Consider the following 19,270-nt stretch of genomic DNA (forward strand, 5'->3'; position numbering starts at 1 on the left):
AAGGCGTCCGCGCGCATCGGCCACGGGGTATGGCAGCGAATGTTGGAGCGAGCGCAGCTCGCGATGCGCCGCGCGGGCGGCGCTCGATCTCACAGGCGCTGAAGGTGCTCCGGCTACCCTTGCCAGGAACCATAGAATCTCCCACAGGGGCTGCACAGGTTTCGGAATCTGTGCGGCCTCTGTGAGAGACGGGCGACTCTTCAATCGAGCTTCAGCTCTTTCTTCACCAGCTCCAGCAACTTGCCCAGGTCCACCGGCTTGAGCAGGAAGTCCACCACCCCCAGGTGCATCACGTCCACCGCCTCTGCCACATCGGTGTCGCCCGACACGACGATGATCGACAACGCCGCCCGCTCCGACCCGCGAATCTTGCGGATCAGCTCCAGCCCATCCTCTGGCTGCATGCGCAAATCGGTAATCATCAAACCGATGCGCTGCTGGAAATGCAGGTACAACCTGGCCTCCTCGGCCCCGTCCGCGCCCACACACTCAATGCCCCGGCTTTTCAAGTACAGGATCAAAGCCTCACGGTTCACCGCATTGTCGTCCACCACCAGCACCAACGGCTTTACGACTACCGGCGCACTGGCCATACCCAATGCCTCGCGCTCTTCGTCGCTTAAAATATCGATTTGCTCAGGCATGGCCATCTCGTCAAAAAAATTCCGCTTCACCCATAGGACCGCAGAACTTGCGTCGCCCGGTTCGCCTTTCGTCGGGTCTTTGACAGGGGGGCTCATAGACTTACGTCCAATGGGCACCACCCCGCCGCAAGCCGACCATGGAGGCAGAGAACAACATGGCCGGCACCTATATATAGATATATATAGTTCGGCATAGCGATACGGTCGGTTTCATGAGCAAAAAGGACGCCTACAGCCAGGCGGGCAGGACCGCAGTGCTGCAGAACATTCAGGGCACGCTGCAGTTTCTGCAGCGCTTTCCGCCGTTCAACCAGATGGAACACAGCCACCTGGCCTACCTGGTCGAGCAGTGCCAGCTGCGCTTCTATGCCAGCGGCGAAAGCATCGTCAAGCCGGCAGACGGGCCGGTCGAGCATTTCTACATCGTCAAGCAGGGCCGGGTGGTGGGCGAGCGTCAGCACCTGGTGAAACCGGGGGTCGAAACCACCTTCGAAATCACCAGCGGCGAGTGCTTCCCGCTGGCCGCCCTGCTCGGCGAACGGGCCACCCGCACCGAGCACCTGGCCGGCGAAGACACCTTCTGCCTGCAACTGAACAAGGCAGCGTTCATCCGCGTGTTCTCGATGTCTGAAGTGTTTCGGGATTTTGCCCTGCGCGGGGTCAGCAGCCTGCTCGACCAGGTCAACCAGCAGGTTCGCCAGCGTGCGGTGGAAACCCTGGGTACCCAGTACTCGCTGAACACGCCGCTGGGCGAACTGGCCATGCGGCACCCGGTGGTGTGCAGCGCGGATACGCCGCTGCGCGAAGCCGTGCGGCTGATGCACGAGCAGCAGGTGGGCAGCATCGTCGTGGTTGACGCGCAGCGCTACCCCACCGGCATCTTCACCCTGCGCGACCTGCGCCAGGTGGTCGCCGCGGCGGACGCCGAGCTGGGTGCGCCGATTGCCCGGCACATGACCGCCAAGCCGTTCTACCTCAGCCCACAGGCCAGTGCTTTCGACGCAGCCATGGCAATGACCGAGCGGCACATTGCCCACGTGTGCCTGGTGGAAAACGGCCGGCTGTGTGGCGTGGTTTCGGAGCGCGACCTGTTCTCGCTGCAACGGGTCGACCTGGTGCACCTGGCGCGCACCATTCGCCATGCACCGCGGCTGGACAGCCTGGTCTCGCTGCGCGGCGAGATCAGCCAACTGGTCGAACGGATGCTCGCCCACGGCGCGTCGTCCACGCAGATCACCCAGATCATCACCCTGCTCAACGACCATACCGTGTGCCGGGTCATCGAGCTGGCCCTGGCCGAACGGGGCGACCCTGGGGTGCCTTTCAGCTGGCTGTGCTTTGGCAGCGAAGGGCGTCGCGAACAGACCCTGCACACCGACCAGGACAACGGCATCCTCTTCGAGGCGCTGGACAGTGCCGAGGCCGACGCCATCCGTGCCCGCCTGCTGCCGCTGGCACAGTACATCAACCAATGCCTGGCCCAGTGTGGCTTCACCTTGTGTACGGGCAACATCATGGCCGGCAACCCTGCGCTGTGCCTGTCGCGTGCCGAGTGGGCGCGGCGCTTTGCCGGTTTTGTCCGCGAAGCCAGCCCGGAAAACCTGCTGGGCTCAAGCATCTACTTCGACCTGCGGGTGGTGTGGGGCGACGAGCAGGGCTGCGAGCAACTGCGCCAAGGCGTGCTGGCGCAGGTGGCCGACAACCGTATATTCCAGCGCATGATGGCGGAAAACGCCCTGCGCCAGCGCCCGCCAGTGGGCCGCCTGCGCGAGTTCGTGCTGACCCGCCAAGGCAATGACAAGGCCGCTACCCTCGACCTGAAGGTCCAGGGCCTGACGCCCTTCGTCGATGGTGCCCGGCTGCTGGCGCTGGCCAATGGCATCGGCGCGTGCAATACCCTGGAGCGCTTGCGCCAGCTGGTCGCCAAAGGGGTAATCGAAGCACTGGACGGCGCGGCCTATGAAGAGGCGTATCACTTCATCCAGCAGACCCGCATGCAACAGCATCAACGCCAGGCCCGCGCCAACCTGCCGTATTCCAACCGGCTTGACCCGGACAGCCTCAACCACCTGGACCGGCGTATCCTGCGCGAGTCCCTGCGCCAGGCCCAGCGCCTGCAAAGCAGCCTGGCCCTGCGGTACCAGTTATGAGCCTGTTCGCCTGGCTGCGCCCCGGCACACCCGAGCTGGACCCTGCCACGCGCCAGCGCCTGGCCCGGCAACCTAAACCCGCGCCCCTGGGTGTGTGCACGTTGCGTGAGCAGCGCTGGGTGGTGCTGGACCTGGAAACCAGCGGGCTCAACCCCAACCGTGACCAGGTACTGTCGATCGGCGCAGTGGCCATTGAGGACGGGGCCATCGACTTTGCCCAGCAATTCGAACGCACCCTGCAGCGGCCACTGTTGAAAACCAACGCCAGCGTGCTGATTCACGGGCTGGGGCCAAGCGCCCTGGCGGCCGGTTGCGAGCCCGCCGAAGCCTTGCTGGACCTGCTCGACTTCATTGGCGACAGCCCGGTGCTGGCATTCCATGCTCCGTTCGACCAGCGCATGCTGGCGCGGGCATTGAAAGAAAGCCTGGGTTACCGCTTGCAGTCGCCGTTTCTGGATGTGGCCGAGCTGGCGCCGATGCTCAACCCCGACACGGTTCTGCGCGAGGCGGGCCTGGATGACTGGGTGGCGCGCTTTGGGCTACAGGTGGAAGAACGCCACCACGCCAGCGCTGATGCCCAGGTCACCGCAGAACTTGTGCTGATCCTGTTCAGCCAGGCCCGGCGCCAACAACTGGACAGCCCGCTGCAACTGGAACAGCGCCTGCGCGGCTGGCGGCGACGCAAGGTGCAGAGCCATGGCATGTAAGGCCAGGGCTACGCAGCGCCGGTGAAACCGCAGGCCTTTGGCCAACCCCATGCAGGCGAACCGATAAGCGTCCATTGCACCCACCCCCTCCCCTCTGCAACAATCGCGAATAATTATCGTTAGTTAATGCATACGTTCCGGGGGGACGCTGCTTGCCTTCTGCACAGAGCCCACACGCCGATCTGGTTGGTACGCTGTACCGCGATCACCGCGGCTGGCTGCTCGCCTGGTTGCAACGCAACATGGCCTGCCGCCAACGTGCCGAAGACCTGAGCCAGGACACCTTCGTGCGCCTGCTAGGCCGCGAGCAGCTGGCCTCGCCCCGCGAACCGCGTGCCTTTCTTGCAGCCGTGGCCAAGGGGCTGATGTTCGACCACTTCCGGCGCGCCGCACTGGAACAGGCCTACCTCGCGGAACTGGCACTGGTGCCGGAAGCCGAACACCCCTCCCCCGAAGTACAGCACCTGATTCTGGAAGACCTCAAAGCCATCGACCGCCTGCTTGGCAAGCTGTCGAGCAAAGCCCGCGCGGCGTTCCTGCACAACCGCCTGGATGGCATGGGCCATGCCGAAATCGCCGAGCGCCTGGGCGTTTCGGTGTCGCGGGTGCGCCAGTACCTCGCCCAGGGTATGCGCCAGTGCTACGTGGCCCTGTACGGGGAGCCGACGTGAGCAACGCACCGGTTTCGTCGCGTGTACTGGAAGCTGCCATTGCCTGGAAACTCAACCTCGACGGCGGCAGCGACAGCCCTGCCGAACGTGGCGAGTTCATGCGCTGGCATGCCGCCAGCGAAGAACACGCGCGCGCCTGGCGACAGCTCGGCGCCATGGACCAGCGGCTCAGCGCAGCCGCCGGCCCGGCGCGCCAGGCGTTGCTGCAGTCGCGCGCCAGCCTGCGCCGGCGCATCGGCAAGGTCGGCGGCGGCCTGGCCGGCATGTTCCTATTCGGCTCGCTGCTGGCCTGGGTCGGCGCACCGTCACTGGCGCCCAGTTACTGGCTTGCCGACCAGCGTACCGCCACCGGCGAGTTGCGCACCTTGCGCCTGGCCGACGGCACCCTGTTGAGCCTCAATACCCACACCGCGGTAGACATCGACTACGCCGGTGCGCAACGGGTGATCGTGCTGCACCAGGGTGAAATCTCGGTCGATACCGGCCACCAGGACCCACGCCCGCTGCTGGTGCGCACCGACGATGGCCGCTTGCGCCCACTGGGCACGCGCTTCCTGGTACGTCGTGAAGCCGCAGGCACGCGCCTTGAAGTGTTGCAAGCGTCGGTCGCGGCCATGCCGCATAACAGCGGTGACGAGCAGGTGTTGCGCGAAGGCCAGCAGGTGCTGATGCATACCGATGGCCTGGGCCAGGTCAGCGCAGTGCCGGCCGGTGCCGATGCCTGGACGCGCGGCATGCTGGTGGTCGACGACGTACGCCTTGGCGACTTGCTGGCGGTGCTGGGCAAGTACCGCAGCGGCTACCTGGGCGTGGATGCAGCGGTCGCCGACCTGCGGGTAAGCGGCAGCTTCCCGCTGACCGATACCGACCTGGCATTGGCCTCACTGGAGCCGGTGCTGCCGGTGAAGGTCGAGCGGCATACCCAGTGGTGGGTGAAGGTCACGCCCAGGTAGCGCTGTAGCGGCCTGATCGCAGGCGCCCCTGCCTTTACAAACAATTCTCACTTTTTTTCAGATTCGCCCTGTCACTTTTCGATTCTCGCTCGGCAAGGATGCAGCAAGCACTTACCCGTCGAGGAACCGCCGCATGTCCCGTGCCGTAGATCGTATCCTGCGCCCCAGCCTGATGGCCCTGGCCATCGGCATGGCCGCGCCGCTGGTCAGCCCTGCCTTGTTCGCCGCCGAGCAATCCGCGCTGCGCGCCTACAACCTGCCCAGCGCACCGCTGGCCACTGCCCTGAACCAGATCGCCAGCCAGGCCGGCATCGCCCTGGCCCTGGACCCGGCGCTGGTCAGTGGCCGCACGTCGGCGCCGGTCAACGGCCGCTATGACGGCCTCGGCGCCTTGCAGGCAGCGCTGCTGGGCAGCGGCCTGCAATTGCAGCAGAGCAGCGCGGGCAGCTACAGCCTGGTCGCGGTGCCGGAGGGCAGCCTGGCCTTGCCGGAAATCACCGTGAACGCCAACAGCGCCAGTGAAAGCGCGTGGGGCCCGGTCGACGGCTACCTGGCCCAGCGCACGGCCGCCGGCACCAAGACCGACACCGCCCTGGTCGAGGTCCCACGGTCCATTTCCGTGGCGACCCGCGAGCAGATGAAAGACCGCGGCGTGCACAGCCTCGACGATGCCGTGCGCTATATGCCAGGCATCGTCTCTGCCAGCTTCGGCAGCGACACCCGCTATGACTGGATGCGTGTGCGCGGCTTCGAGCCCACCCAGTTCCTGGATGGCCTGCCGTTGCCACGTGGCGTGTACGCCAACCCGAAAGCCGAAACCTGGAACCTCGACCGCCTGGCGCTGCTGCGTGGCCCGGCTTCTTCGGTCTATGGCCAGACCCCACCCGGCGGCCTGCTGGACATGGTCAGCCGCCGCCCGCAAGCCGAAAGCGCGCATGAAATCGAACTGCAATATGGCAGTGACAACCACCGCCAGATCAACTTCGCCAGCACCGGCAAGATCGATGACGACGGCCGCTTGCTGTATGGCGTGAGCGGTGTGATCCGTGACAGCGGTACGCAGGTCGATCACATCGACAACAAGCGCTACAACATCGCCCCGAGCCTGACCTGGAACGTGGACGAAGATACCTCGCTGACCTTCCTCTCCCAATTCACCCGCGACGATACCGGGGTCACCAGCCAGTTCCGACCGATCCAGGGCACCAAGATCGACATGCCGTTCGGCAAGATCTCGCACCACAAGAACCTGGGTGATCCTAATTACGAATTCTACGACCGTACCTACTACGCGCTGGGCTACGCGTTCGAGCACCGTTTCAACGACGTGTGGCAGTTCCGGCAAAACTTGCGCTATACCAAGTCCGAGCTGTCGTTCCAGACGATCACCGTCAACAGCTACTTGCCGGAGTTCGGCATGGTCGTGGACGACCAAGGCAACGTGGGGCGTAGTACCACCAACGTTGACGAGGACATCAGCCAGTTCGCCGTCGACAACAACTTTCAGGGTGATTTCAGCACAGGCGCCATCAGCCACACCTTGCTGCTCGGCCTGGACCACCAACGTACCAACAACAATTTCCTGACGATCTATGGCGCTGCGCCGCCCATCAATGTCAACGACCCGGTCTACGGTTTGCCGATCAGCAGACCGGACCGTTCCACTGCCTACTACGACTACGACCAGAAAACCATTCAGACCGGCCTGTACGTGCAGGACCAGATGGCGCTGGGCAACTGGCGGCTGACCTTGGGTGGTCGGGAGGACTGGGTACACACCGGTACAACGTTCTTCAACAAAGGCGACGCTACCAACACCCAGCGCGACAGTAACTTCAGCGGCAACGCGGCGATCAGTTACGTCTTCGATTCGGGGTTTGTGCCTTACCTGTCCTATGCAGAATCTTTCCAGCCCGCCAGCAAGGCCGATGCGGACCCACTGAAGTCGTTCAAACCAACCGAAGGCAAGCAGTGGGAACTGGGTGTCAAATACCAGCCCCCCGGTTCAAATACGTTGCTCTCGGCCGCGGTGTATGACCTGACTCAAAAGAATGTGCTGGTCACCAGCAACGACGGCAATACCAGTGTCACCAGCCAGACCGGCGAAGTGAAAGTCCGCGGCCTTGAGCTTGAAGCGGTTTCCGACGTTACCGACAACCTGAAGGTAATTGCCGCCTACACCCTGGCCAAATCCGAAGTGCAGGATGGTCAGTTCAAGGGCAACCGCCTGCAACTGATGCCTAACCAGCAGGCCTCGGTGTGGGGCGACTACACCTTCCACTCGGGCGTACTGGACGGCTTCGGCATCGGCCTGGGGGCACGCTACACCGGTAATACCTATGGAGACCAAGGCAACACCTGGCTGGGCAAGGCCAATGCCTACACGGTGTTCGATGCGGCGGTGCATTACGACCTGGGCCGCCTGGACAACAGCCTGAAAGGGGCGTCGGTCGCGCTCAATGCGACCAACCTGCTGGACAAGGACTACCTCTCCACCTGTGACTCGTACTACTGCTACTACGGCGACGAGCGGAGTGTCGTGGCCAGCGCCACCTACAAGTTCTGAGTGAGCCGTGGCCGCGTTGCGGCCCAATCGCCGGCAAGCCAGCTCCCACAGGTCAGCGCAGGTCCTCGGGCCCCTGATTTACCTGTGGGGGCCAGCTCCCACAGGGACAGCGCATGTCCTCGGGCTCCTGATTTACCTGTGGGGGCCAGTTCTCACAGGTCAGCGCATGTCCTCGGGCTCCTGATTTACCTGTGGGGGCCAGCTCTCACAGGTCAGCGCATGTCCTCGGGCTCATGATTTACCTGTGGGAGCTGGCTTGCCGGCGATTGGGCTGCGCAGCAGCCCCCTCCAATTCCTCAGGCAAAAAACGGTACCGTGATGAAAAGCCCAACCATCCGCCGCTGGTCAGCGGTCCACACCTGGAGCAGCCTGGTTTGTACCCTGTTCCTGCTGTTGCTCGCCCTCACCGGCCTGCCGCTGATCTTCCACCACGAACTCGAACACCTGCTGGGCGACGCCGCCGAACTGCGCGAAATGCCGCCCGGCACCCCGCACCTCGACCTGCAACAGCTGGTGCTCAAGGCCGAGCAGCACCGCCCCGGCGAGGTCATGCAGTACTTTGGTTATGAAGAAGACCAACCCGACGGCGTGGTGGCCATCACCGCCGCCACCGCCGGTACCGAGCCCAACCTGTCGCACACCTTCATGCTCGACGCCCGCACAGGCGAAGCGGTAGCCATGCCCGCCGCCAACGGTGGCTTCATGATGCTGATGCTGCGCCTGCACGTGGACATGTTCGCCGGCCTGCCGGGCAAGTTGCTGCTGGCCTTCATGGGCGTGCTGTTCGTCGTCGCGATCGTGTCCGGCACCGTGCTGTACGCCCCGTTCATGCGCCGGCTGGGCTTCGCCAGCGTACGCCACGACAAATCCCGGCGCCTGCGCTGGCTCGACCTGCACAACCTGATCGGCATCGTCACCTTGGCCTGGGCACTGACTGTCGGTGTAACCGGCGTGATCAGCGCCCTGTCCGACCTGGTGATCGCTGCCTGGCGCAACGACAGCCTGGCGGCCATGGTGGCGCCCTACCGCAACGCCCCACCGCTGGGCGAACGCGCTGCGGCCAGCGACCTGCTGGCCATCGCCGAACAGGCCGCCCCCGGCATGCGCCCAGACTTCATCGCCTTCCCCGGTACACGCTTCTCCAGTGAGCACCACTACGCGGTGTTCATGAAAGGTGCCACGCACCTCACTTCGCACCTGCTGACCCCGGTCCTGATCGATGCACGCACGCTGCAAGTGACCGCCGTCGGCGAACGCCCCTGGTACATGGATGCCATGGGCCTGTCGCAACCCCTGCATTTTGGCGACTACGGCGGGCGGCCCATGCAGGTGCTGTGGGCAGCACTGGACGTGCTGACCATCATCGTGCTCGGCAGCGGCCTCTACCTGTGGTGGACCAAGCTGCGCAGCAGCAGGGGGGCGCGCCCGTGAGCCACACGTCACGCAGCACCAGGCAGATCTTCGCCTGGCCTGGGCTCATCGCCGCACTGGGCGCAGCCGGCCTGTTCGCCGCGCTGCTCGGGGACGGCGCCTGGGACGCCCTGGCCTGGCTGGGGCTGGGTATTCCGGCATGGCTCGGGTTCCGTGGCCTGAGCGGCAAATGAGGTAAACAGCTAACACGCCTGTATCAACAGCTGGAGCCAAGCTGCACGGCCTGTTCACCGTGGAGCCCGCCATGAGCCTGACACACTTCAAGTCCTTCGATGCGCAATTGAGCGCCCTGCTCACCCCACCCCCCGCGCCCGACCCGTCGCTGCCGCTGCTGAACGCACGGCAGCGCTACTTCGCCGACCTTGCGCAGTACTGGCTTGGCACCGCAAGCGGCGAAAGCCGGCGGGCACGCCTGGCTACGCTGCTGCGCCAGCAACTGCTGGGGCAAATCGCGTTGCGCAGCGATGACCATACGCTGGGTTCGAGCCATGCCGAGCTGGTCACCTGCTGCGCCAACAGGCCGCTGCCCTCGCAGCGCCAGCATTTACCAGCCGCGCAACGGCCGCAGATCTACCGCCCCGTACTGGACATCACCACACCCAATTGGCGTAGCTACCTGCCCGGCACCTTCGTGATCGTCGAAGGCGGGCCCGAGGGCCGCATGCCAGACACCCGCAACACCACCGACTACGCGCTGCTGTGCAGCCTGTCCCATGGCATCGAAGCATTCGATAGCCTTGCCGAGCTGCACACCGAGCTTTGCGAACGCCTGGACGACGTGCAGCAAAGCCGGCCACTGCTGCGGCACATGAGCAACGAACACGATCGCGACAACGCCCGCAACGCCGAGCGCCTGCGCTATGAATGGTTCAACGAGGACATGATTCAGGCACAGGCTCAGGCCTTGATCGACGGCCAGCACGCCGCGCTGACCCAGGCCTGGCAGGAAGCTGCGCAGCAGGCGACGGTGGACTGGCCCAAGCTGACAGCGGACCTGGTCGAGGCCGCCGATCTGCTGCCATGGGCCGACAGCCGCTCTGCGCTACAGACACGCTACGGCCTGCTGCTGGAGCGCAACTCGCCAGCCTGGCTGAAAAACGCCTCGGCACAGGGCCTCACGCACATCATGCAAACCCTGCAAGAGCTGGTGATCGCCATCGACAAGGCGGCGGCACCCGGTATCCTGAGCCTTGAGCAATTCGTCGACCGCAATGGCCTGCTCGCCTGGACGCGTGAGCGCCTGCGCACGCATCTGCGCCAACGTCACCAGCTGGATATCGACCCGCTCGGCGTGTATGTCAGCGTTACCCTGGCCAGGCCCATAGGCCCCGTGTTGCCGCCCAGCATTACCGGCCCCTGGATACCCGTCGCCAGCCGCCCGCAGGTTGGCGACAGCATCGAGCTGGTCCAGCAGACCTACCGCATCGACGAGCTGGCGCTGATCAACGTCAGCTTGCTCGATATCGACTACTGGTTGACGGCGAGGGTGCACGACAAGCAGGGCGTGACCATCGCTGGCGTCAGCCCAAGCCAGGTCAAGCAGCTGGTGCGTGAGCTAGATGTGGGTGAAAGCTACAGCCAATACCTGCGCACCCATTTGCTGACATCGCCGCAGGCACAGTGGCGGCAGGACAGTTATGTCGCCATCAGCCATGCGCGCATGCGCGCTGAAGCGGCCAAGGCGCACTATGCCGGCCACCTTCTCGAAGACCCGTTCGAGCGCGGGTTCGCCTGGATCACCACCTTGCTCGAATACCCGCAAAGCCATGCCCGCCAACAGGCAGACGTAGCGCAACTGAGCGTGCGCCAGTTGCTGATCGGTGGGCATACGCTGCAAGGCATCATGCTGCTCACCCCAGACAGCCCAGGCTTCGCCCGCTTCATCGTCTACACCCCGGACGCCCCGGACCGCCGTGCCTGGCGTGAGTTTCGCAATACCCGGCACATGCTCAAGACCCTGCGCAAACAACCTGCCCTGCGCGATTACCTGAAAGACCGCCTGCCGCTGGCCGACCGTGAGCAAATCGAGCTATGGCTGACCAAAGGCGGCATGGGGCCCCATGTACAACGCCCGGCGATCACCGGCGATTTCCAGCAGGCCCGCTACCTCGCGGAAGTGAATGCCATGCTGGCCGCGGTCGATGCCAGCACCAACACCCGGCGGGAACTGCTGGCCGAGCTCGGCCTGCGCGGGCTGACGCTCATTCTGGACTTGATCAGCTTCGTGTTGCCCAACCGGGCACTGGTGGCGGTATCGTTGGGGCGTTCGATCCTGTCGGTGATCGATGCGCACAAGGCCTTCAAGCAAGCGCAACGCACGGAGGTACTGAAGCACATCGTCGACGCCTTCACCTACGCCAACGACGCCGTCAACAACTTGGGTGGAACAACCGTGATGCGCCGCGCGTTGCGTGGAATACCCTCGCCTCCACCGCTGAAGTTGCCGCCTTCGGCAAGCGTGAACATCAACCGTGAAAAACTGCGCTACCGCGTGGATGGCATTCACAAAGAAGGGATCTACGAGCAACCCTCGCCCTACCCTGGCCTGAGCTTCTACTACATCCGGGATGCCAGCGGGGCCACGTACCAGGTCGCTTTCGACGGCTACCGCTGGCGGGTAGTAGACCCGCGCATGCCTGACGCCTATACCAAGGTACCGGTCAAACGCCGCGAAGACGGCGAATGGGTAGTGGACTCTGTGGTGCTGTGGCATGAAGGGCTACCCGACTTGCAGGCGCTGTTCGAAGCGTGCCAACTGCCCACGTACCCCGCTGGCGCCGAGCCAACCGACACCGCTGGGCTGTACCGCTTGGGCCGGGAGTACTTTCTGGTGGCAGGCAGCCAGGCGTTGCCGCTGCGCGCGCACTTGCTGGACAACCATTACCATTTGCTGATGCCCGGGCAACCCCACAGCAGGCCCATTGCCTGGGCCATTGTGCGTTGGCAGGGGGACCAGTGGCGCATCCGGGTACGCCAGCCCGGCCGAAGCAGTGACTGGCTGGCGTTTCCAGACTGTTATTCGGTAAGCCGCGGCAACAGCCCGTCCAACCGCTGATGCAAGGCACTGCAACTTGGCCAGTTGCGCAGCAGCCGTGCCCGGTCGCGGGCATAGGCGGGGGCGAAGCTGAGCTGGGTGGCATGCTGGCACATGGCGTCCAGGTCGATCAGCGACCAGCGTCCGTTGTCCCAGAACAGGTTGTGCCCCTTGAAGTCGCCGTGGCTGATGCGCTCGCGGATCAGCTGCTGCATCACCTGCACCAACGCATCGAGCTGTTCTTGCGGGGCCTCGCCACTTTCCACGTAGGGCGCAAAGCACGCGGTCAGGTCTGGGCCATCGACATACTCGGTGACCAGGTAGGCACGGCTGCGCAGGCCCAGCACCCGCTGCTCCAGCACCGCCAAGGGGCGTGGCGTGGCGATATCGAGAAACTCCAGGCGGTGCCCTTCGATCCACGAATGCCAGGCCCGGCTCGGGCGCCAGAAGCGCTTGAGCCAGTGCGCGGTGTTCTTGATGTTGTAGCGTTTTAGCACCAACTGCCGGCCATTCACCTCGATACGCGCCACACTGGCGGCGCCACCGGTCTTGTACAGGTGGCCTTGGTCGATCAAGGCATCGGCCTGTTCCAGCACCGGCAGCATGGCGGCCACCTCGCTGCGGCGAACCGCACGCAAGCCCGACAAGTTGCGCTGGACGCTGAACAGGCTGCATTCGCGCCCGGCCTTTTCCAGGTAGTCCTTCTGCCGCCAGCTGCGCACCTTGTCCACCTGCTTCTGCAAGGCTTCCAGTGGCAGCGCGTGCTCGGCATTGGCCAGCAGGTAATGCACCAGCAACTCTTCGATGAACGGTTCCAGGCGCTTGGGCAACTGGGCGAAGAATACCCCGAGGTTTTCCAGCACCCGCGGGCGCGAGAGTTGCTGGCCAGGGGTTTCGGCCTTGATGCCGGCGCCATCGATCAGGTACAGCTTGCCGGCGTGGCGCAGCAGGTTGTCCAGGTGCAGGTCTTCCTGCCACAGGCCTTTGGCGTGCATGTGCGCCACGGCCGTCAGCGCCTCACCCAGCACCTGCTGCTGCGCGTCGGCCAGCACCGGCAGGTTTTCCACCGCGCCCCAGGCATCGGCCTGGCTTTGGGCACCGTCGAGGAATTCAAACAGCAGCCAGCCACCTTCGCCTTCCCTGAGCCCGTCGGCCAGCAGCCTGGGCGTGGTCAGCCCCTGCCCGGCCAACAGCTTCACGCCCTGCAATTCGCGCTGGAAATGCCGCGCCGCGTTAGCACCCACCAACAACTTGGCCAGTACCGGCGTCCCGCGCCACACACCGGCGCCGACATAGCGCTGGCCCGGTAGCACACGCAACAGGCTGAGCAGCTGCAGGTCGGCGCTGCCGGCGGCATCGGCCAAGGTCAGGGTCAGCGGCAGTGACGGGCTACGCCCGCCAGCCTTGAGTTCAGACAAACGCATCAGCGGGCCTCTTTTTCACGACGGCGTTGCGTCAGGCGTTGCAGCCAGGTGTCGACCAGCGTGCCTGCGGCGGGCTGCGCCAGGTAGCTGGCCAGCAAGGTGCGGACATCCGCCTCGCTCCAGGCCCGGGCGCGGCGTAGCAGCGGCTCCAGGTCTTTGAGGCGGTCACGCATGCCGAACAGCAACGGCCGGGTCTTTTCCAGGTCGATCAGTTGGGCGTCCCAACCCTCGCGGCGCTGGCGCAGAAAGATGTGCTTGGGGTAGAAGCAGCCGTGCACCTGGCCGGCACCGTGCAGGGTACGCGCCAGCTGGCCGCACGCCTGCAGGATGCCGTTGCGCTCGGCCTCGCCCAACTGCGGCCATTGGCCCAGCAGGCTGTCGAGGTCGGCCCACGTGTCCAGGGCACGGGTCATCAGAATCGCCCGGTGCTGGCCGCCCTGCTTGCGCTCACCGTAGAACACCGCCTGCAAGGCCGGAATGTGCAACTTCTGATAACGGCTGATATTGCGGAATTCGCGGGCGAAGGTTGGCTCGCCAAACGGCCGGTGCAGGGTGCGGGTCAGGTAGTCGCACTGGCGCTTGAGGTAGTACCCCTTACCTTCGAGCTCCAGGCGGAACACGCTGCTCCAGCCGCCACGGCCGGTGTTGGGCTCGTCCACGGCGTCCAGTTGCAGCGCCCACAGCGCCTCGAAGTCATCCAGCCCATGGCGTTTGAGCAGCGCGAGTTCTGCGCTGGCCAGGTAGTCGGTCATTCCCTTCCCTCGAAAAAGCCCAGTACCTGGCGGATGCGTTTCTTGTCGCGCGCATCAAGCCGGTTGCGGTCACGGTACTGCAGGTAGAAACGCAGGCGCTGGGTAGCCGAGAGGTGGTACTTGGCCACCTTGTCGAGGCAGGCCAGGTCTTTGATCAGCCGGTGCCGCCACATGAACCCGCGCCAGAAATCGCCGGTGGGGCAATCGATGAAGAACAGCGTGCCTTGGTCATCGACCAGCAGGTTGCGCCACTTCAGGTCGTTGTGGGCGAAACGGTGTTCGTGCATCACCCGGGTATGGCGGGCCAACTGGCGGCTGATATGGTCGACCCAGGTGCGATCGGCCAGCCGCGCATCGTTGCGCTCGGCCAGTGCCGACAGGTCTTCGGTGTTGGGCAGCTCGCGGGTGATCATCGCCCCGCGGCCAAAGGCCAGGCCATTGCGTTCAAGGCCCCAGGCCACCACTTCGGCGGTGGGAATGCCCCACTTGGCGAACTGCTTGAGGTTCTGCCATTCGGCCTTGATGCGCGGCCGGCCCAGGTAGCGGCGCATGTGCTTGCCGGCACCGGTGTACCGCTTGACGTAATAGTTGACCCCATCACGCTCGATGCGCACCACCTCGCTGAGGGGGTCGCGGGTCAGGCGTTCGCCCTGAATGGCAAATACCGCATCGAGGCTGCCGAAGTCCGCCGCCAGGTGTTTGTAACCCGGCGCCAGTGTCCAACTCGCCATTAGAGTGCATCCCCATAGCGTTGCTTGCGATCGTAGAGTTTCTGCGCCTTGCGCTCCAGCCAGGCCAGCAGCGCGGCTTCGTCCTTGAGGACTTGCCGCAGCGGGCGCTGGAAGTAAGCGCGCAGGAAGCGCAATTTGTCGCGTTGGGTAAGGCCGATGTCCAGCGCCGAGAAGTACAGCGCCGCCAGGTCCTTGTCACGCCAACGCCGGCTGATTGTCGCCCGGGTTTGCGCGCGGTGCAGGTCGATCACCGACAGTTTGAAATCATCCGCCGTCACCGGGCGGTCGGTGTGCAGCAGGAAGTGGCAGATGTAGCAGTCGCGGTGGTTGACCCCGGCGCGGTGCATGCCGCCGGTCATTTTCGCCACCTCGGCGATCAGCGCATGCTTCAGGCGCGGCTCGGGCGGCTGCCTGGCCCAGTCGATGCTGAAGTCTTCCAGGCTGATGGTCGGCGCCAGCTCTTCGGTGATGATGAACGAATGCTGCGCGGCTGGGTTGCTGCCGCGCTCACCGTAGGCGACCGCGGTCATGGTCGGCACGCCCACTTCATGCAAACGCTGGATCGCCTGCCACTCCTGGCCGGCACCGAGCACCGGCAGCTTGGCGGTCAGCAGGTTCTTGAAGATCTCGCCCCAGCCGATACCGCGGTGGATCTTGACGAAAAAGCCCTCGCCAGCCACCTCGGTACGCAGCGTGCGGCGGCCTTCGAGTTCGCGATAGACCTCGCCTTGCAGCGCCTCCACGGCGTCGAAGGCATCGCGCCCGGCCCACAGGTGTTTGAAGGGTTCGGCCAGTATCAGCTTCATGCGGTTTTCTGCCCCAGGATCACGTCGGCAGCATGCTGCGGCATGCTGTACAGATCGGCGGTTTCGGCGAATGCCAGGCCGTTGCGCGACCAGCTGGCGCGGGCCTGCGGGTCTTCCAGCATGCGCTGCAGGTAGCTGTTGAGCTGGTCCTGCTCGAATGGCTCGTCCAGCACCAGGCCACTGTCGGCCTCGGCAATGTAATGGGCATAGCCGCACACCCTGGACACCAGCACCGGCAAACCGGCCACCAGCGCTTCGAGCAGCACCGTACCGGTGTTTTCGTTATACGCCGGGTGAATCAGCACGTCGGCACCCAGCAGAAAGCGCGGGATGTCGCTACGGCCCTTGAGGAACTGCACCTGGTCGCCCAGGCCCAGGGTAGCGCTTTGCAGCTGGAATACCTTGGGGTCGTCCTGGCCGATGACCATCAACCGGGTGCGCTTGCGCAGCGCCGACGGCAGTGCCGCCAGCGCCTTGAGGCTGCGGTCCACGCCCTTGGTCTTGAAGCCCGAGCCGATCTGCACCAGCAGCAGGTCACCCTCGCCCAGGTTGAACTCCTTGCGAAACTCGGCGCGAATCTCGGCGGCATTGGCCGGCGCGCGGCGGTCCTGGGAAATGCCCGGCGGCAACAGGTGGAAGCGCTCCAGCGGGGTGCCGTAATGCTTGATGAACAGCGGCTGCTGCACTTCGGAAATCATCAGCACTTCGGTATGCGCGTCCTTGGCGAACACCGCACGCTCGTACTCGGCAAAGTGCCGGTAGCGGCCCCAACGGCGGTACAGGCCGCCACGCAGGGTTTGCGCCTTGTCCTCGAAGCAGCCGTCGGCGGCGTAGTACACGTCCAGCCCCGGCATCTTGTTGAAGCCGATCAGGCGGTCGACCGGGCGCTTGGCCAGGTCGGCGGCCATCCAGGCACTGAGCTTCTCGTTGCGCCGGTGGTTGAAGACCGCCTTGACCGGCGCCACCAGCACCTCGAAGCCTGGGGGAATGTCGCCCTCCCAAATCAACGTGTACACACGGATCTGGTGGCCGCGCTTCTGGCACTCCAGGGCAATGCGCATGAAGTCGCGTTGCAGCCCGCCAAAGGGGAAATATTTGTAAAGTACGAAAGCCAGTTGCATCAACGGACATCCTCAGCCAGCAGCAACGCGCTCAAGCGGCTCGCCACATGCTCGGGATTCAGGCGAGTGAAGCACAGTGGCCACTCGCGTTTGAGATCGAACCGGGCCAGGTCATCGGCGCTCGGTTTGTAGGTGCACTTCTTCTGCAGGCAGGGCGCACAGGGCCAGTCACTGGCCTGGTGAATCTGGGTCCGTCCGTAGGCGCCGGTCAGGCCCGGGTTGGTCGGGCCGAATAACGAAATGGTCGGCACATCGAGTGCCGCGGCCAGGTGGCCAAGGCCGGTATCGACCGCCACGCAGGCCTTTGCCGCTGCCAGCACGCGGGCAACACCGGCAAGGTTCAATTTGGGGAGCACCTGGCAATTGTTCAAGCCTTGGGCAATGCGCTCGGCCCGCGCCTTCTCCGCCGGGTTGCCCCACGGCAGGCGCACCTCCAGCTTGCGCCGGCCCATGCGCTCGGCCAGTTCGCGCCAGTAGGCTTCCGGCCAGTGCTTGGTCGCCCAGGTGGTGCCATGCAGGAACACGACATAGGGCGCCGCTGGCGGCAGTTGCAGGCGCTCGAGGTCCAGGCCGTAGCTGCCGATGCCTTCGGGCAGGTCGTAGGCCAGGGCCATGGCGAACAGCTGGCGCACCCGCTCGACCGCATGCTGGCCGGTAGCGACCGACAGGCGCCGGTCATAAAAGCGGCTGGCCCAGCCTTCACGGGCCGAGTAGCGGTCCAGGCCAGCCACCGGGGCCTTCACGTAGCGGGTGAGCCAGGCCGACTTGACCAGGCCCTGGGCGTCGATCACCAGGTCGTACTTGCGCGCGCGTAAGCGCTGCTTGAAGGCCTTCCACTCGCCGCTCTTGAGGGTTTGCCAAAGGTTCTTGCGCCAGCGGCGGATGGCCACCGGGATGACCTGGTCAACCGCCGGGTGCCAGCTGGGGATTTCGGCGAAGCCTTCTTCCACCACCCAGTCGAACCGAATGCCCGGGAGCGCATGGGCGGCATCGGTCAGTGCCGGCAGGGTATGGATCACGTCACCCAGGGATGAGGTCTTGATGATCAGTACCCGCACTTAGTCGACCTCGGCCACGGCATCGATCAGGTCCGGCCCGCTCAGGCTATGCAGGGCGGCGATGACTTTACCGGGCTCCAGCAGGCGCAGGCAGTTGTAGTGGCCGAAGCGGCAGGTGCGGTCAAAGCACGGGCTGCACTCGATACCGGTGCGCACCACTTCCACCTGTTCGGCCAGCGGTGGGGTGAAGCCGGGCGAGGTGGAGCCATACACGGCCACCAGCGGGCGGTTGAGCGCAGCCGCCACGTGCATCAGCCCCGAGTCGTTGGACACCACGGCCTGCGCGCACGACATCAGGTCGATAGCCTCGGCCAGCGAGGTTTCGCCAGCCAGGTTGGCGGACTCTTCGCGCAACCCCGGGATCAGCCGGTCGCGGATCTGCTCGCCCACCGGGTGGTCGTTTTTCGAGCCGAACAGCCATACCTGCCAGCCCTGGCGGATCATCGCATCCGCCACGGCGGCATAGTGTTCGGCCGGCCAGCGCTTGGCCTCGCCAAACTCGGCACCGGGGCACAGCGCCAGTACCGGGCGGTCGAGCTCCAGGCCGAACTTGGCCAAGGCGGCCTCGCGGCTCTGGGCTTCGATTTGCAGGTGCGGGCGCGGGTACGGTTGCGGCAATTCGGCACCAGGGGCGTAGGCCAGGGCCATGAAACGCTCGATCATCAGCGGGTAGCGGGCCTTGTCCAGCTTGCGCACGTCATTGAGCAGGCCGAAACGCATTTCGCCGCGCCAGCCGGTGCGCTTGGGAATGCCGGCGAAGAAGGGGACCAGCGCCGACTTCAACGAGTTGGGCAGCAGGATGGCCTGATCGTACTGGCCGGCCAGGGACTTGCCGATACGCCGCCGCGTGGCCAGCTCCAGTGCGCCGTGGCCGAGCGGAAAGCTCAAGGCCTGGCGCACTTCGGGCATGCGTTCGAGGATCGGCCGGCTCCACTCGGGTGCCAGCACGTCGATCACGCAGTCGGGGTGCTGCTGTTTCAGGCACTGGAACAAGGTCTGCGCCATCACCATGTCGCCGACCCAGCTGGGGCCAATGATCAGTATTCTCATGCTTAGTCCAGAAACGCTCGGGGAGGCTACAGGCTGCGGTTCAGCCTGGCCTCCCCTCTTTATATTCAGGCTATGTGGCGGACAGTGTACCACCGGTGGTGAAGCATGAGCCTTTGGGGCTGCTTTGCAGCCCATCGCGACACAAGGCCGCTCCTACAAGGGAATGCGTTCT

Annotated in this window: 16 protein-coding genes; 8 read left to right on the forward strand and 8 right to left on the reverse strand. The window is 64.9% G+C overall.

Translation table 11 applies throughout. The features are described 5' to 3' along the window. Positions 1 to 200: 200 nt before the first annotated feature. Complete coding sequence (locus GYA94_RS00610) at positions 201 to 740, reverse strand: response regulator (RefSeq protein ID WP_110679366.1); 540 nt, start codon at positions 738 to 740, stop codon at positions 201 to 203. 116 nt (positions 741 to 856) lie between these two features. Between GYA94_RS00610 and GYA94_RS00615 the strand changes: the two genes are divergently transcribed. From GYA94_RS00615 to GYA94_RS00645, 8 genes are all read left to right on the forward strand, one after another. Beyond that, positions 857 to 2,794, forward strand: a complete 1,938-nt coding sequence (locus GYA94_RS00615; RefSeq protein WP_161891625.1) for a DUF294 nucleotidyltransferase-like domain-containing protein — start codon at positions 857 to 859, stop codon at positions 2,792 to 2,794. Beyond that, positions 2,791 to 3,501 carry a 3'-5' exonuclease gene (locus GYA94_RS00620; protein WP_009681519.1) on the forward strand — a complete coding sequence of 237 codons (711 nt, stop codon included), beginning with the start codon at positions 2,791 to 2,793 and terminating at the stop codon, positions 3,499 to 3,501. The genes GYA94_RS00615 and GYA94_RS00620 overlap by 4 nt, the downstream gene beginning before the upstream one ends. Positions 3,502 to 3,653: 152 nt before the next feature. Beyond that, a complete protein-coding gene (locus GYA94_RS00625; protein ID WP_029885025.1) occupies positions 3,654 to 4,172 on the forward strand; it encodes an RNA polymerase sigma factor in 519 nt (172 codons plus the stop codon). Further along, positions 4,169 to 5,125: a FecR domain-containing protein gene (locus GYA94_RS00630; protein WP_161891626.1), complete on the forward strand. Its 957-nt coding sequence runs from the start codon at positions 4,169 to 4,171 to the stop codon at positions 5,123 to 5,125. Before GYA94_RS00625 ends, GYA94_RS00630 begins: the two co-directional genes overlap by 4 nt. A gap of 133 nt (positions 5,126 to 5,258) precedes the next feature. Next, positions 5,259 to 7,691: a TonB-dependent siderophore receptor gene (locus GYA94_RS00635; RefSeq protein ID WP_110679363.1), complete on the forward strand. Its 2,433-nt coding sequence runs from the start codon at positions 5,259 to 5,261 to the stop codon at positions 7,689 to 7,691. Positions 7,692 to 8,009: 318 nt separating this feature from the next. Then, on the forward strand, positions 8,010 to 9,122 hold the full coding sequence (locus GYA94_RS00640) for a PepSY-associated TM helix domain-containing protein (RefSeq protein ID WP_009683341.1): 1,113 nt from the start codon (positions 8,010 to 8,012) through the stop codon (positions 9,120 to 9,122). Beyond that, on the forward strand, positions 9,119 to 9,295 hold the full coding sequence (locus GYA94_RS27570) for a hypothetical protein (protein WP_009683340.1): 177 nt from the start codon (positions 9,119 to 9,121) through the stop codon (positions 9,293 to 9,295). Before GYA94_RS00640 ends, GYA94_RS27570 begins: the two co-directional genes overlap by 4 nt. Before the next feature lie 71 nt (positions 9,296 to 9,366). Next, positions 9,367 to 12,177, forward strand: a complete 2,811-nt coding sequence (locus GYA94_RS00645; protein WP_161891627.1) for a dermonecrotic toxin domain-containing protein — start codon at positions 9,367 to 9,369, stop codon at positions 12,175 to 12,177. On the opposite strand, the gene GYA94_RS00650 is transcribed toward GYA94_RS00645, so the two are convergent. The 7 genes from GYA94_RS00650 to waaF are packed head-to-tail and all read right to left on the reverse strand — an operon-like array spanning position 12,138 to position 19,098. Further along, positions 12,138 to 13,580, reverse strand: coding sequence for a lipopolysaccharide kinase InaA family protein (locus GYA94_RS00650; RefSeq protein ID WP_161891628.1), 1,443 nt, complete (start codon positions 13,578 to 13,580; stop codon positions 12,138 to 12,140). The genes GYA94_RS00645 and GYA94_RS00650 overlap by 40 nt on opposite strands. Beyond that, positions 13,580 to 14,332 carry a lipopolysaccharide kinase InaA family protein gene (locus tag GYA94_RS00655; RefSeq protein WP_161891629.1) on the reverse strand — a complete coding sequence of 251 codons (753 nt, stop codon included), beginning with the start codon at positions 14,330 to 14,332 and terminating at the stop codon, positions 13,580 to 13,582. The genes GYA94_RS00650 and GYA94_RS00655 overlap by 1 nt, the downstream gene beginning before the upstream one ends. Continuing rightward, positions 14,329 to 15,063, reverse strand: a complete 735-nt coding sequence (locus GYA94_RS00660; RefSeq protein ID WP_161891630.1) for a lipopolysaccharide kinase InaA family protein — start codon at positions 15,061 to 15,063, stop codon at positions 14,329 to 14,331. The genes GYA94_RS00655 and GYA94_RS00660 overlap by 4 nt, the downstream gene beginning before the upstream one ends. Next, positions 15,063 to 15,869, reverse strand: coding sequence for a lipopolysaccharide core heptose(I) kinase RfaP (rfaP, locus tag GYA94_RS00665; RefSeq protein WP_029885033.1), 807 nt, complete (start codon positions 15,867 to 15,869; stop codon positions 15,063 to 15,065). Before rfaP ends, GYA94_RS00660 begins: the two co-directional genes overlap by 1 nt. Further along, positions 15,866 to 16,990, reverse strand: a complete 1,125-nt coding sequence (locus GYA94_RS00670) for a glycosyltransferase family 4 protein (RefSeq protein ID WP_054904279.1) — start codon at positions 16,988 to 16,990, stop codon at positions 15,866 to 15,868. The genes rfaP and GYA94_RS00670 overlap by 4 nt, the downstream gene beginning before the upstream one ends. After that, complete coding sequence (gene waaC / locus GYA94_RS00675; RefSeq protein WP_161891631.1) at positions 16,990 to 18,048, reverse strand: lipopolysaccharide heptosyltransferase I; 1,059 nt, start codon at positions 18,046 to 18,048, stop codon at positions 16,990 to 16,992. The genes GYA94_RS00670 and waaC overlap by 1 nt, the downstream gene beginning before the upstream one ends. Further along, a complete protein-coding gene (waaF, locus tag GYA94_RS00680; RefSeq protein WP_009683332.1) occupies positions 18,049 to 19,098 on the reverse strand; it encodes a lipopolysaccharide heptosyltransferase II in 1,050 nt (349 codons plus the stop codon). Between the last annotated feature and the right edge of the window lie 172 nt (positions 19,099 to 19,270).

This window comes from Pseudomonas juntendi (assembly GCF_009932375.1).
GTDB lineage: Bacteria > Pseudomonadota > Gammaproteobacteria > Pseudomonadales > Pseudomonadaceae > Aquipseudomonas > Aquipseudomonas juntendi.

Excerpts from the sequence above, each read along its gene's own strand:
- GYA94_RS00610 (WP_110679366.1), bottom strand. The coding sequence starts at position 740 with ATGAGCCCCCCTGTCAAAGACCCGACGAAAGGCGAACCGGGCGACGCA.
- GYA94_RS00615 (WP_161891625.1), top strand. The coding sequence starts at position 857 with ATGAGCAAAAAGGACGCCTACAGCCAGGCGGGCAGGACCGCAGTGCTG.
- GYA94_RS00620 (WP_009681519.1), top strand. The coding sequence starts at position 2,791 with ATGAGCCTGTTCGCCTGGCTGCGCCCCGGCACACCCGAGCTGGACCCT.
- GYA94_RS00635 (WP_110679363.1), top strand. The coding sequence starts at position 5,259 with ATGTCCCGTGCCGTAGATCGTATCCTGCGCCCCAGCCTGATGGCCCTG.
- GYA94_RS00640 (WP_009683341.1), top strand. The coding sequence starts at position 8,010 with ATGAAAAGCCCAACCATCCGCCGCTGGTCAGCGGTCCACACCTGGAGC.
- GYA94_RS00645 (WP_161891627.1), top strand. The coding sequence starts at position 9,367 with ATGAGCCTGACACACTTCAAGTCCTTCGATGCGCAATTGAGCGCCCTG.
- GYA94_RS00650 (WP_161891628.1), bottom strand. The coding sequence starts at position 13,580 with ATGCGTTTGTCTGAACTCAAGGCTGGCGGGCGTAGCCCGTCACTGCCG.
- GYA94_RS00655 (WP_161891629.1), bottom strand. The coding sequence starts at position 14,332 with ATGACCGACTACCTGGCCAGCGCAGAACTCGCGCTGCTCAAACGCCAT.
- GYA94_RS00660 (WP_161891630.1), bottom strand. The coding sequence starts at position 15,063 with ATGGCGAGTTGGACACTGGCGCCGGGTTACAAACACCTGGCGGCGGAC.
- rfaP (WP_029885033.1), bottom strand. The coding sequence starts at position 15,869 with ATGAAGCTGATACTGGCCGAACCCTTCAAACACCTGTGGGCCGGGCGC.
- GYA94_RS00670 (WP_054904279.1), bottom strand. The coding sequence starts at position 16,990 with ATGCAACTGGCTTTCGTACTTTACAAATATTTCCCCTTTGGCGGGCTG.
- waaF (WP_009683332.1), bottom strand. The coding sequence starts at position 19,098 with ATGAGAATACTGATCATTGGCCCCAGCTGGGTCGGCGACATGGTGATG.